This window comes from Roseibium sp. SCP14 (assembly GCF_040329475.1).
In the GTDB taxonomy this organism is placed as follows: domain Bacteria; phylum Pseudomonadota; class Alphaproteobacteria; order Rhizobiales; family Stappiaceae; genus Roseibium.
In genome coordinates this window covers 863,145-876,455 of the sequence record NZ_JBDZYH010000002.1, presented here as the reverse complement: position 1 = coordinate 876,455, position 13,311 = coordinate 863,145, and the positions used below count along the sequence as shown (strand labels likewise).

General features: G+C 57.7%; 10 protein-coding genes. 4 read left to right on the top strand and 6 right to left on the bottom strand.

Features of this window, described 5'->3' with window-relative positions; translation table 11 throughout:
- The first annotated feature begins 123 nt into the window (after positions 1 to 123).
- Positions 124 to 441 (top strand): hypothetical protein, encoded by a 318-nt coding sequence (locus tag ABLQ08_RS11250; protein WP_352941891.1) that lies wholly within the window; start codon positions 124 to 126, stop codon positions 439 to 441.
- Positions 442 to 463: 22 nt separating this feature from the next.
- Here ABLQ08_RS11250 and ABLQ08_RS11245 read toward each other — a convergent pair whose 3' ends face one another.
- From ABLQ08_RS11245 to ABLQ08_RS11235, 3 genes are all read right to left on the bottom strand, one after another.
- The gene (locus tag ABLQ08_RS11245) at positions 464 to 1,840 is read right to left on the bottom strand and encodes a M24 family metallopeptidase (RefSeq protein WP_352941889.1); all 1,377 of its coding nucleotides are present in this window, start codon (positions 1,838 to 1,840) and stop codon (positions 464 to 466) included.
- Between the two features lie 48 nt (positions 1,841 to 1,888).
- Positions 1,889 to 4,324: a GcvT family protein gene (locus ABLQ08_RS11240; protein WP_352941887.1), complete on the bottom strand. Its 2,436-nt coding sequence runs from the start codon at positions 4,322 to 4,324 to the stop codon at positions 1,889 to 1,891.
- A 68-nt stretch (positions 4,325 to 4,392) separates the two neighbouring features.
- The gene (locus ABLQ08_RS11235) at positions 4,393 to 5,973 is read right to left on the bottom strand and encodes a trimethylamine methyltransferase family protein (RefSeq protein ID WP_352942603.1); all 1,581 of its coding nucleotides are present in this window, start codon (positions 5,971 to 5,973) and stop codon (positions 4,393 to 4,395) included.
- A 259-nt stretch (positions 5,974 to 6,232) separates the two neighbouring features.
- Here ABLQ08_RS11235 and ABLQ08_RS11230 point away from each other — a divergent pair, with 259 nt between their 5' ends.
- Together ABLQ08_RS11230 and ABLQ08_RS11225 are read left to right on the top strand one after the other, a co-directional pair.
- Positions 6,233 to 7,150 carry an aminoglycoside phosphotransferase family protein gene (locus tag ABLQ08_RS11230; protein ID WP_352941884.1) on the top strand — a complete coding sequence of 306 codons (918 nt, stop codon included), beginning with the start codon at positions 6,233 to 6,235 and terminating at the stop codon, positions 7,148 to 7,150.
- Positions 7,151 to 7,207: 57 nt separating this feature from the next.
- Positions 7,208 to 8,254 carry an ABC transporter ATP-binding protein gene (locus ABLQ08_RS11225; RefSeq protein WP_352941881.1) on the top strand — a complete coding sequence of 349 codons (1,047 nt, stop codon included), beginning with the start codon at positions 7,208 to 7,210 and terminating at the stop codon, positions 8,252 to 8,254.
- 12 nt (positions 8,255 to 8,266) lie between these two features.
- Here ABLQ08_RS11225 and ABLQ08_RS11220 read toward each other — a convergent pair whose 3' ends face one another.
- The 3 genes from ABLQ08_RS11220 to ABLQ08_RS11210 form a co-directional block, all read right to left on the bottom strand.
- Positions 8,267 to 9,967 carry an ABC transporter permease gene (locus ABLQ08_RS11220; protein ID WP_352941880.1) on the bottom strand — a complete coding sequence of 567 codons (1,701 nt, stop codon included), beginning with the start codon at positions 9,965 to 9,967 and terminating at the stop codon, positions 8,267 to 8,269.
- Positions 9,968 to 10,218: 251 nt separating this feature from the next.
- Positions 10,219 to 11,199, bottom strand: a complete 981-nt coding sequence (locus tag ABLQ08_RS11215; protein WP_352941879.1) for an ABC transporter substrate-binding protein — start codon at positions 11,197 to 11,199, stop codon at positions 10,219 to 10,221.
- Positions 11,200 to 11,358: 159 nt separating this feature from the next.
- Complete coding sequence (locus tag ABLQ08_RS11210) at positions 11,359 to 12,279, bottom strand: MBL fold metallo-hydrolase (RefSeq protein ID WP_352941876.1); 921 nt, start codon at positions 12,277 to 12,279, stop codon at positions 11,359 to 11,361.
- Between the two features lie 102 nt (positions 12,280 to 12,381).
- Between ABLQ08_RS11210 and ABLQ08_RS11205 the strand changes: the two genes are divergently transcribed.
- Complete coding sequence (locus ABLQ08_RS11205) at positions 12,382 to 13,224, top strand: LysR family transcriptional regulator (protein ID WP_352941874.1); 843 nt, start codon at positions 12,382 to 12,384, stop codon at positions 13,222 to 13,224.
- Positions 13,225 to 13,311: the final 87 nt, after the last annotated feature.

Below are 13,311 nucleotides of genomic sequence, written 5' to 3'. Positions count from 1 at the left end.
AATCGCCTCGAATTTTCGTTCGAGACGTTGTTTTTTCTTGGTTAACGCAGCAGAAACACTGGCGCATAAGTTAATGAAAGGTTACGATTCTCGGTAAATAAATAATTAACAGTGAGATGCGTCATGAAAATGGTTTTTAAAACGCTTCTGGCCGCAGCCGGTCTCTTCGCAATTCTTGGCACAACCGCTCAGGCTGAAAGCAGCACCGTTCGTATCCTGCACAATGAGCCTTATGGTGCGATTGTTACCAAGGAAGCAGGTGTTCTTGTTTTCCGTGCCGTACCGCCGACCCGCAAGGTCATTGTCAATCCGGGCGGAAAAACACCGCTCGATCTGAAGTTCACTGATGTTCGCGAAACCAATTTTGTGGCCGTGGCACCGATGCTGTCACCTTACGACTATGCGCGCCAGCTCGGTGCCAAGGTTGTCCGCGTAAAATAACGACTGTCCACGGTCGGGGCCGTCAGTCACGGCGGTCCATCAGTCTGTCGTCGAACGGATAGCTGCTGAGTCGATCGTATCCGGTTTCGGTGATCAGCAGTTGTTCTTCCAGTTTGACACCTTCGTGGCCGCCATGGCGGCCGACATAACTTTCCACGCACACAACCATGCCGGGTTCCAGGACACCGTCATAGCCGCCGCCTTCCCAGTCTTCCGGGTAGGGGACCGCCGGGTATTCGTCACACAGGCCGACACCGTGAAAGAGCACGGAATAACGGTTGGCGAGGTAGTCCTGCGACAGGCTCACCGAGTCGTGAGACAGCTCCCGGAAGGTCCGGCCCGGAGCCAGAGTCGCGATGTTCGCTTCGATCTGCTCGACGGCCATCCGGTAGAGCGATCTTTGTTCGTTGGTCGGCTGGTCATCGCCGCATAACCAAGTTCTCGAGATATCGCAGCACATGCCGTAAGGCCCGACGAGGTCCGTGTCGAAGGCGACGAGATCGCCTGCTTCGATCACCCGCGCGGAGGCCTCCTGGAACCAGGGATTGGTCCGCGGCCCCGAGGCGAGAAGATGGGTCTCGATCCATTCGCCTCCGCGTCTGATGTTGCCCTTGTGCAGCAGAGACCAGAGATCCCATTCGGTCATTCCGGGCGTGAGGGCCGTCTCCATCTCGCGCATGGCTGCTTCGCAGGCTGCAATCGACCTACGCATCGCCTTGATCTCGTCAGAACATTTTATCGCGCGGGCAAGTTCCATGACCTCTTCGCCGTCATGGATTTCCAGGCCGTGGCCTTCAAGTGCCGCGACACCTTCCCGGCGGGCCTTGTCGAGCGCAATGCGATTGTTCCCGCCGCCATATCTACTGACGAGACCGGCAAGTTCATTGGCCCATTTTTGTGCCAGCTCTGCAGAACGGGGGCCGGCTTCGAAGTAGAACCAGGGCACCCCATGGCGCATTTCGTCGACCAGGAGATTGTGCGCCGACAGGTGTTCGCAATTGTGAAAGTCGAAGGCGATAACCGGGCCATCCAGCGCGACGAAAGTGTAGCGAACGGCATTGTGGGTGCTCCAGACCTGCATGTTGGTTGCATCTGTCGCATAGCGAACGTTCAGCGGATCGCAGAGGATTGCAGCGCTAAGATCGTTTTTCTCAAGTTGCTGCCGGATCCGCCGGAGCCGATACTTTCTTATGGCGTCGAGGTCCGGAGCATCAAGCCCAAGTGCAACCCATTCGCCCTCGGCCAGATCTCCGTAGCCCAGTACATGGCGATTGAGTGCGGTTGCCTTTTCCGTGGCGTAGGCGCTCAAGGCTTCGTAGTCCGCCTGATTGCCCGGATGGGCGGGCAGAACCGCCGGCATGATCTTGCGCCGGTGCCGGCCGAAATGTTCCGAGTTCATAAAGCCTCCGCTCCTCCTTCGTTGGCTTCACAAAGTTTCTTCGTGGACTTACATGCGCATGCGATCTGCCTTTGGATCGAACAATGGCTCCTCGATGATGGTGGCCTTGCAGCGCTCACCAAGGATTTCGATCTCGAACGCGCCTGCGCTGATGTCCGTTGCCAACTCCGAAGGGACGTAGCCTTGCGCAAGCGACTTTCTGACATGGTGTCCGTAGCCGCCGGACGTTATCCAGCCGATCACCCTGCCGTCGTGCCAGATCGGTTCATCACCCATGACATCCGCATCAGAAGCGTCGACAACAAAGCTGACCCGCAACCGTTTCGGGCCCTCGTCAAATTCCTTCTGGGCAGCTTCCTTGCCGATGAAATCGTCCTTGCCGAGCTTCACGAAGCGACCGAGGTCCGCCTCGAATGGTCCGTAGATCGGGCGGAACTCGCGGAACCAGGTGCCGAAGTTTTTCTCAAGACGCATGGCGAGCAAAGCGCGCATGCCGAAATTCCGGATATTGAACTCGGCTCCGGCCTGCATCAGCGCCTCATAGACCTGCCGTTCGTATTCCGGCGTCATCCAGATTTCGTAGCCGAGGTCACCGGTGTAAGTGATGCGATTGACCTTGCAGGGTGCGTTGGCAACATCCATTTCGCGGAAATCCATGAAACGGAAACCCTCGTTGGAAACATCGTCGCCGGTGACTTTCTCAAGCACCTTGCGCGCGTTCGGGCCGGCAATGGACAGCCCGACCCAGCCGAGATTGATGGCTCTGAGTGTTACCGAACCGTCCGTCGGCAAGTGCTTTTCAAACCAGCGCATGTGATAGACCTCGGCCTGGGAAGAACCGAACATGTAGAACTTGTCCTCCGAGACCCGGGCGATCGTGAAGTCGCCGATCAGCTTGCCGTTTTCATTCAGCATCGGGGTCAGGACGATCCGGCCGGTTTTCGGCATGGTGTTGGTCATCAGGTGGGACAGAAAGCTTTCCGCACCGGGGCCGGAAACCTCGTATTTGGCGAAGTTGGCGATTTCGGTGATGCCGACGCTTTCGCGGACTGCGCGGCATTCTGCTCCAACCGGTTCGAAATCGTTGGAGCGGTGGAAGGAAAAGATGTCCTTTGCCTCGGTGCCTTCAGGGGCAAACCAGAGCGGCGTTTCCAGACCCCAGCTGTCTCCCATGACCGCGCCTTGGGCGAGCATTCTGTCATAAAGCGGTGTGGTCTGGTGCGGGCGGCCCGCGGGCAGTTCTTCATTGGGGAAGCGGATACGGAAGCGGCGGCGGTAGTTTTCCTGCACCTTGGCATTGGTATAGGAGAGCGTTGCCCAGTCGCCGTATCGGGCGACATCCATGCCCCAGATGTCATAGCCCGGATCGCCGTTGATCATCCAGTTTGCAAGGGTCAGGCCGACGCCGCCGCCCTGGCTGAAACCGGCCATGACCCCACAGGCAACCCAGTAATTCCGAAGCCCACGCACCGGCCCGACCAGCGGATTGCCGTCAGGGGCAAAGGTGAACGGGCCATTGATGATCTGTTTGATGCCCGCATTCTGAAGGGCCGGAAAATGCTCGAAGCCGACTTCCAGCTCCGGGGCGATGCGATCCAGGTCGGGCGCCAGAAGTTCATGGCCGAAATCCCAGGGTGTCTCGCGCGGACTCCAGGGGCGGCTGTTCTGTTCGTAGGTGCCCAGCAACATGCCCTTGCCTTCCTGCCGGGTGTAGATTTCTCCGCCGAAATCGAGAACTCCGATCAGCTCCTTGCCGGTTGCCTCGTTGTGCGCAACGACTTCCGGCATTTCGTCGGTCAGGAGATACATGTGCTCCATGGCAAGAACGGGCAGTTCTATGCCGACCATGCGACCGCATTCGCGCGCCCACAGGCCTCCGGCATTGACCACATGTTCGGCGTGGATCGTGCCCTTGTTGGTGATCACGTTCCATGTCCCGTCCGGCGTCTGGACCAGTTCCTCCACCTTGGTGTGGCGGTAGACGGTCGCGCCGTTGACACGGGCGGCCTTGGCATAGGCATGGGTCGTTCCCGAGGGATCCAGATGTCCCTCGATCGGATCCCACAATGCGCCGATGAAGTGCCTTTCATCCAGCATCGGGAACATTGTCTTGGCCTCGGCGACCGAGATCAGTTCAAGGTCCATTCCCAGGTACCGGCCCTTTGCCTGGGCCAGACGCAGGAAATCCATGCGCTCGGGCGTATCCGCAAGCATGACACCTCCGGTCAGGTGCAGGCTGCAGGACTGGCCGGATATCTCTTCCAGTTCCTTGTAAAGATCGACGGTGTAGCTTTGTAGCTGCGCCACGTTCGGGTCGCCGTTCAGTGTGTGAAAACCACCGGCTGCGTGCCACGAGGACCCCGACGTCAACTCGTCACGTTCAACCAGCGTCACGTTTTTCCAGCCAAGTTTCGTCAGGTGATAAAGAACGCTGCAGCCGACAACGCCACCGCCGATGACAACAACCTGAGTGTGGGTTTTCATGAAAATCGCTCCGGAAAATCCCGCATGCATCTGGCGGGCGAATTGAGAAGTTTCTGAGAAAAGATGGATTAGAAGTCGGTCGGGGCCCCACCCTCTGCCTTCCGCCTTTCAACAAAGGCCGTGAGTTCGTCGTCGATCACCGGGTCCAGGGCAGGCGCCTCGTAAGCTTCCAGCGCCTTCTTGTAGAGCATGTTGGCCTTGTCATAGGCGATGGGGCTACCAGCCTCCGCCCAGGTTTCATAGTTGCGCCAGTCCGAGACGATCGGTGCGTAGAACGCGTCCTTGTATCGGGCCTGGGTGTGCTCGGTGCCGAAGAAGTGCCCGGCCGGACCGACATCCTTGATGGCCTCAAGCGCCAGGGCTTCTTCGGAAACGTCAAGCGGCGTCAGGTATTCGGCAATCTTTTGCAACAGGTCGATATCGGTGATGAACTTCTCAAAACCGGCACTGAGACCACCTTCCAGCCAACCGGCGGCATGTTTGATGATGTGGCCGCCGCCGGTGATCGCTCCCCATTCCGACAAAGTGGTTTCAAGTGCTGCCTGATAGTCGACAGTATTGGCTGCGCAGACACCGGACGAGCGGTAAGGCAGGCCATATCGGCGGGCCAGCTGGCCGCCGACGATTGCCGCCTTCATGTATTCCGGCGTGCCGAAGGCGGGCGCTCCGGATTTCATGTCGACGTTGGAGGTAAAGCCGCCATAGACGACCGGGACGCCGGGGCGTACGATCTGGGCAAAGGCGAGCCCGGCAAGGGCCTCAGCGTTCTGCAAGGTCAGGGCCCCGGCGATGGTTACCGGTGCCATCGCACCGGCCAGCGTAAAGGGGGTGACGACGGATACCTGTCCGGCCTTTGCCATTTCTATGAGGCCCTGCAACATCGGCGTGTCCAGGCGAAGGGGAGAGGACGTGTTGATCACTGTTGCGACGCAAGGCGTTTCGACGAACTCTTCCGGGCTCAACCCGTTGGCAATCCGGGCGATTTCCAATCCGTCGAGATTGCGTTCCCGGCCGAGGGAGTAGATGTGAAACACCTTGTCGGTGAGGCGCACCATGTCCGCGATGCAGTCGAGATGCCGGATGGAGGCGTGAATGTCCACCGGCTCGACCGGGTAGCCCATGATGCAGTGAATGATGTTGAAGAACTGCGAGAGCTTCAGAAAATTCCGATAGTCCTCCTGATTGCCCGGTCGCCTGCCGCCGTCGCGGTCAACGGCGTTGGGCGCGCTGGCAACACAGGAAAATGCAATCGCGTCGCCGCCGATCTGAAGATCATGCGCGCGGTTGCGGGCACGGATGGTGAACTCGTCCGGTGCTTTCGCAATGAGGTCTTCGACCATTGCGCGATCCATGCGAACCCGGTCTTCTCCCGGCTTTATATCCGCACCGGCCGCCTTGAGCAGTTCCTTGGCCTCTTCATGCAGGAAGTCGATGCCGATTTCTTCCAGAACACGCATGGAGGCGTCATGGATGGCTTCCAGTTCATCGGCAGACACGGCTTCCAGAGGCTTGAAAATATGACGGGGTTGTTTGAACGGTTTTTGCGGAAACAGCTCAGGCGCCGCTTTTTCGCCGCCGCCTCTGCGTCGCCGTCCACGCCGCGCCGGTGCCGTTTCGCTCAAGGAACCTGTTTCGATGTCGCCCGTCATTTGGTCCGCCATGTTCGTGGTTTGCGGGCTGAAGCCGTGCTTGAGGCGCGCCCTATGCGGCAGAAGGGATCTCTGCACGTTATCTTCGACTGTAGCTGAGAGTGGGAATTTTCCGGGCGGTCTCAGAACGACGGCGAGTGCTACAACTCCGACATGATGCCCGCCAAGGGCCCGGCGGTCTCTGGAACTCGAAAGTCGGGCTTGACGAATGCCAATCTGGCAGCGATCAAACCAGTAGAAAATTCAAAGAGGAATTCGTGTGAGCGAACAGCTGTCGGATACAGAACTCCTGGCGTTTCTGGAGCGTTTGCTACCGGTCAATGACTGGTCTGCCGCGCGCTTGAGGCCTTTGCCGGTGAACTACACCAGCCGTTTTTGGCGTCTGGACGTTCCCGGTAGAACCTATGTCGTCAAGGAATTCTTCCCCGGCAACGAAGACAATCCCCTCTATCCGACATTGCCGGAACAGGAGGCTGATGCCTTGAACGTGCTGGCCCGGCACGACCTTGCGCCTGAACTGGAAGCCTTCGGCAAATCTCCGACCGGAACGCCACTGCTGGTTTACGGCTATGCCCCTCCCAAGACGAACGAGATCGAAGTAGGGGAGGCCGCAGACCTGATCGGACGCTTTGCAGCGCTGAAGGAACCTGTACCCGGACATCAGGTCGTGCCCGCCGGATTTCGCGAAGTGCTGGCGCGTGGGGATGAAATGCTTGCTGCGATCCCGGAAAGCAGGAAGGCGGCAAATCTGAAAAGGCTGCGACCGGAAGATACCGCGGTCAAGAAAAGGGACGTTGAACGTTCGCTTGTCCATCGCAGTTTCTGCCTCGGTACCATCCAGTCGACTGGCGACGGAGCACGGCTGATCGACTGGCAATATGCCGGTCTCGGCGATCCGGTGGAGGACATCGCCTGTTTCGTCTCACCCGGACTGGCGATCCTTTACGGATTGCATCCGCTTGTCGCTCATGCCGAAGAGATGTTTCTGGAACATTATCCCGACAGGGATACGGTCGCGAGATTCATGGAAGAACGCAGTGCCTATCACTGGCGGCTGGCTGCCTATTGCCTGTTGCGGCATGAGACGCTGATGCATTCCAACGCCCCGGCGGCCCGTGCCTATGGCAGGGCTCTGGAGGAAGAGGTCGATCTGCTTCTGCGACTGCGTGCCAGGTAACAAGCCGGTTCACACCGGCTGTAATTGTTCTGTCACAGGAGAGCGGTAACCGGAGGCATGTCCATTGAACTTGCATCCGTTTCCAAATCATTCGGTTCCCATAAAGCCTTGAACAATGTGTCCCTGTCGGTTGAGGAAGGGATGTTTTTTGCGGTCCTTGGCCCGTCCGGATGTGGCAAGTCGACCTTGTTGAAGTCGATTGCCGGACTGGAACCGATCGGCAGCGGTGAGATTGTGCTGGGTGGCCAGCCCGTCGCGGGCAAGAAGCTGCATGTGCCGCCGGAGCAGCGCCGGGTGGGCGTCGTCTTTCAATCCTATGCTCTGTGGCCGCATATGAGCGTAGCGGGGAATGTCGCCTTTCCGCTGGAAACAGCCGGTGCAAGGAAGGCAACTGTCACCGCCAGAGTGGCCGACTGCCTGGAAACCGTCGCGTTGACACCGTTCGGGCAGCGCAAACCGGCCGAGCTATCCGGAGGTCAACGTCAGCGCGTTGCTCTTGCGCGGTGTCTGGCGCAAGGCGCCAATACGGTGCTTATGGACGAACCGCTCGCAAATCTCGATCCACACCTGCGCAGTGCCATGGAAGAGGAACTGTCAGCCTTTCACAGGACAAGCGGTGCAACCACATTATTCATCACTCATGACCAGCGAGAAGCCATGGCGCTAGCGGACAAGATTGCCGTCATGTGGGATGGCAGTATCCTGCAATCGGATGACCCTGATACACTGTACAGGCGGCCAAACTCAAAACGTGTCGCGGGTTTCATCGGCCGTGGCAGCATGCTCTCTGTTGAAGTTGAACAGGTGACAGGCAGTCGTGCCATTGTTGTGTTTGCCGAAAAGAAGATCGAAGTTGATTGCAGTGCTGGGGCCTGCCCCGGTTCGGGGTCGTTGCTGGTACGCCCTGAGCATCTTGTTCCGGTGCCTGAAGACGCAGGATTTCCGGCCGAGGTCACACGAACGGTTTATCGCGGAGGGGCCTGGGATGTCTTTGTTGCCGTCAATGGTGTGGTCGACCCGCTGATGCTGACGTTGCATCAAAAGACAAAAGTCGGAGAACGGCTTTACCTGAACATCCGGCAGGGCTGGCTGTTGCCGAGTTAATTTCCTGAAGACCTAGTCCTTCCAGGGAATGGTTCCGGCGGGAACACGGCTGGCCAATGCATTCATGGCAAGCATGATTGCGATCGTCGCCAGGACGACAACGGCTGACATGGCAGCCGCGAGTGTCGTGTATCCACCGTCCTCATAATTGAAGATGGTCGTGCCGATGGTTTCATTTCCCGTTGACCAGAGCAGTGCGGAAACGGTGACCTCATTGTAAGCGGTCAGGAAGACGAGAATGGCGCCCGATGCTGCGGATGGTGCTGCGAGCGGCGCGAACACCTTGCTCAAGCGGCGGAAAAATCCGGCTCCGGATACTCTGGCGGCATCTTCCAGTGAGCCGTCCATCTGCAGGAAAGCCGCGGTGACCGGTTTGAGCCCCACTGCAAGAAAGACGGATACGTAGGCGATCAAGATGATCCAGAGCGTGCCGTAAAGCGAGACCCCCAAAACCGGCAGGGGTTTTATGAAAGCCAGGATGAAGGCAATCGACATGACCAGGCCGGGCACGGCAAAGGCGATCTCGGACTGGGCAAGCGCAACCCCTGCCACGTGTCTCTGCCTTTTGCGTCTGTGTGCCAGAAAGTAGCCGAGCGGCAGACTGGCCAGAGCGATGACTGTGGCTGCGAGTCCGGCAATCAATGTCGAATTTGCAAAGGCCCGTAACGTCACGGACTGGCGCCAGAGAACTTCGTTGAAATTCTCGGACGTCAGCGTGCTGAAGGACAGCGGCAAGCCGTAGGTCCTGACCAGCGAGGTTGCCAGCAATGAGGCCGCGGGCAGCAGAAGAACGCAGGCAACAAAACTCCACAATAGAGCTTCAATCAAAGGCCGCTTTCGGCCAAGGGAAATTGCAAGCGGATCCTGAGGCAATCCGATCAGGGAATTGCGCATTCTGCGCTGCAGAAAACTCTGGGCGAGAATGGCCGCAAGGGCGACGAGTGCAAGGATGACCGAAATCACGGCAACATTGGGCAAAACGTCAGGTCCAAAGCTGGCGAGGCGCCGCCAGACCAGAACGGGGAGCGTGGTGTAGCGGGCAGGAATTCCGATCAGTGCATTGATGCCGAAATTGCCAAGCGATGCGACAAAGGCAAGTGCGAAGCCGGCAAGGAGGGCCGGGCCGAGAAGCGGCAGAGTTATCCGGTAGAGCATCGTGAAAGCACCGGCACCGGAAATCCGGGCAGCATCGGAGAGTTCTCGCGGAAAGGAACGGAGCGACGCGCGCACAAGGAGGAACACCAGCGGACTGTGTTGGAGCGTCAAAAGAAGCACCAGTCCCTCGCGTGAGTAGAGCGGATGAGTGGAGCCGAGTTCAGGGGCAATGCCAAGCCAGCGCAGGACCGGGCTCGCCGGTCCGAGCGCCTGGATCCAGGCGATTGCCGTCACGTGGGGCGGGATCATCATCGGCAGCAGGATCAGGAAAACCAGCAAGCCCTTTGCCCTGATGTCGGTCAGGCCGATGAGAAGCGCCAGCAAGGTGCCGAGCAAGGTGGCGGTCAGTGCGGATAGAAAACTGCTTTCGATGGAATGCCACAGCGCACGGCGAACAGAGCGGCTTTGCAGTGCTTCCAGCAGAGGACCGAGGTCAAAGCCTTGCTCGCCTGAAAGACCGGTCTGAAAAAGCAGAAGAAGTGGCAAGCCGCAGATCAGTGTTGCTCCGAGAACGAGCAGCAGAAGAGTTGCTTTATCGGGTGAGAGCACTGTCCGCATCAGCGATGTTTTCCATTTTTCCGTCATTCGGGACAAGTAAGGCGCGACCGAACGCTGATGCGGAAACCAGATATAAGTCGCGCTTAATGCGCGGCTAACTCCATAGACAGGGGTGCTCGCGTGGCTCGCGCTGACATCTGGATTCCGGATCACGCGCTGCCGCTGTGCGTCACGCTGTCCGGAATGACAAATCCGAACTCAACAAGAGCAGCGCGGCATTGACCCGCGCTGCGTCATTTTCTTTGACGGCTTTAACCGCCAAAGATCTCGGAGAATTTCAGCTTGTTTGCCTGATCCTGTTCCAGGGCCAGAGCCGGATCGAAATCCATCAGCTTGATCTGGTCGCGCGCCGGAAAGCCTTCAGGGGCTGCAACGGCCGGATGAGCCGGCAGATATCCCTGCGAGGAGGCCAGTTTCTGACCGTCTTCGGAAATCAGGAAGTCGACAAAGGCTTTTGCGGCGTCGGGGTTTTGCGCAGTTGAAAGGATTGCAACGGGCTCGGTGACGGCGGAAACGCCTTCTTCAGGGAAGACGAACTCGACCGGTGCGCCTTTCAGCTTTTCGCGGATCGGCAGGAAGTCGACCACGAAACCATAGAGTTTTTCACCACCCGCAATCGCCTTGTAGGTGCCGCCGTTGCCGCCTTTCGGGTTGGCGCCCTGATCTGCGAGACCTTCATAAAGCGCCCAGCCGAGGTCGGGATTTGACGTCAGCGCCGCCATGTGGATGGTCGCCGCACCGGAGGTGAGCGGAGACGGCATGGCAAGTTTGTCCTTGGCCTCTTCCTTCAGGAGATCCTTGTAGGAAGTGGGTTTCATCGGGGCATTTGTGTTGTAGACGATGCCGGTGGTGATCAGCTTGGTGGAGAAGTAGGTCTTGTCCTTGTCCATGATTGCCGGATCATAGGCCGCAACATCCGCGCCTTCATGCGCCATCAGACGGCCTTCCTTCTTCAGGCCTTCCATGGTGACCATGTCGGCAATCAGCAGGACGTCCGGCTTTGGCGCACCTGCTTCGAGTTCGGCGCGCAGCTTTGCCATCATCTTGGTTGTGCCATCGCGCACCCACTCAACCTCTACGCCAGGATGCCTGGCGGTGAAAGCATCAACAGTTGCCTGTGCGTCCTTGTTTGGCTGCGAGGTGTAGAGAACAAGCTTTCCAGTAATATCTTCAGCGTATGAGCTGGCGGATGCCGCGACCAACAGGCCGGCTGCAAGCAGAAACTTTTTCATGTGACAGATCCTTTGCGCAGAACCGCAAGAAAGGTTGCGGGTGCCAATCGCGTAGCAGGCTTCTGTGACAGATTTGTTTTGCTTTTCAGGTGAAAAATTCAAGTTTTACAATTTGTTAGCCGGAGCCCGATCGGTTCGGTGAACCGGCTAACGGATTTTCTAGATGTATCTCAAAGTGGTACCTTCCGAAACAAGATCCAGGCGATGGCTCTCGCCTTGCAGGCTTTCAGCCAGGTGGTAGATGGGTTCGAGGTAGAGTTCGTAGGTAGAGTGATGAAGGGGGAGGATTTTTCCCGGGTTCAAAGCTTTCGCGAATTGCACAACATGGCCTGCGCCCATGCTGATCTGTCCGAGCGGGCCAGTTAAGCCGACACCGCCAAGGTGCGGAATGAAGATATCCGGGCTTCCAAGGGAGCCGAGCGACTGCAGGACGGCATCAGTGGGAAACGTGTCACCTGTCCAATAGAGGGACTTCTTCCAGTCACCCTGCTCAAACGTGAACCAATATCCGTTCCCTTCTCCCAGGATCTTTGAAATCTGAGGGTCCTCGGAATGATCAGCCCTGACGGTGCGAATGGTGACCTTGACCTTTCCCTTGGTGAGTACGTGTTCCTGTCCCCATTTCAAGCCGGTCAGATTGGTGAAGCCCTTTGAAGATAGCACGCCAAGTTCATGTTCAGGTGCAAGCAGTGACATGCCTTTTTCGATCACCCTCTGTGCTTCCTGATCGAAATGGTCCTCATGAAGGTGGCTGAGGATCACGTGGTCCACGTTGTTCAGCTGCAGCCCCGGGAAAGGCGTCAAGCGTCGGTGAAACTTGATGTTGGGGCCTTTGCCGAGGTCGAACATCTCGTTCGGATCGCCCATCTTGAAAGCCTGCTCTCCTTCGCCAAAGCAGGGATCCGTTAGCAGGGTGAGATCACCGCAGGACAGCATTAGGGTGGCGCCGCCAAGCCAAGTAATCTCCAGTTCCCTTTCTTCCGCTTCAAAGCCTGCAGCTGCGGTGGTTGTGTTTCTCAGAATAGCTGGAGCTGCCAGAGTTGAAACTGCGGCGGACTTCAGAAAATTGCGGCGTTTCATGATTTTTCCTCGCGATAGGTGGCTACCGAACTGCAAGTAGATGTCGAGCTTTGTTTGTGCTAGCTGGATAAAATCATTCAGTTTGAGCGAGAATTTCAGTCAATGGCCGGACTTCAGCATCTCGAAACGTTCGTGGAGGTCGCTTTGCGGAGCAGTTTTGCAGCGGCAGCAAGACAGCTTGATCTGCCGAGATCGACTGTGACCGCCAGAGTGAAAGCGCTGGAAAGTGATCTTGGTGTTGCCTTGTTTCAGCGAACGACCCGTCAGGTGAGTTTGACTTCGGAAGGCGAGGCTTATCTTGCAAAGGTGCAGCCGGCCTTGTCCGTGCTTGAAGAAGCCGGAGAAGAGCTGAAGGCTGCGCAAGCCCCTTCAGGCCTCATTCGATTAACGGTGCCGGTGGACCTGCCGACCGACCGGTTCGCAAATGCGTTGGCGTCCTACCAGGAGCGATTTCCGGACGTCGAGTTTGACGTTCATATCAGTGATCGCCCTGTGGACCTGATTGCTGAGCGTTTTGATCTGGCTCTTCGCGGAAATCGTGTTTCGGAGGAGAATGTCATTGTCCGGAAAATTGGATCGAACCCGCAAACCATCGTTGCACGGCCGGAAGTTGCGGCACGTGCAAGTGTTGAGGATCTGGCACGACGCGGCCGCATTCTGGATGCTTCGCACATCCTTGCCGAAACCTTCGGACTGGACGTTAAACCGGCGGATTTCAGAACAACCAACAAGCAGTTGGCAAAAGCGATGGTTCTGAAACGTGATCTCGCTGCCGTGTTGCCACGATCAATCTGCGAGACCGAAATTGAAGACAACGTTCTTTGCGAGATGAGTACGCAGCTTCGACTGCCCGACCTGCCTCTCTTTCTTGTGCTGCCTTCTTCGCGATTTGTGCCGAGGCGTGTGCGTTTGCTGGTCGAGACGTTTGTGAAAATGCTGAAGTAGTCGCTTCGATGGCTTTCTACCTCGCTCTTGAAGCGCGCAACAGATGAGCTGATGCCGGTCATGCGCGTTAAAAATTGCATTCGCAGG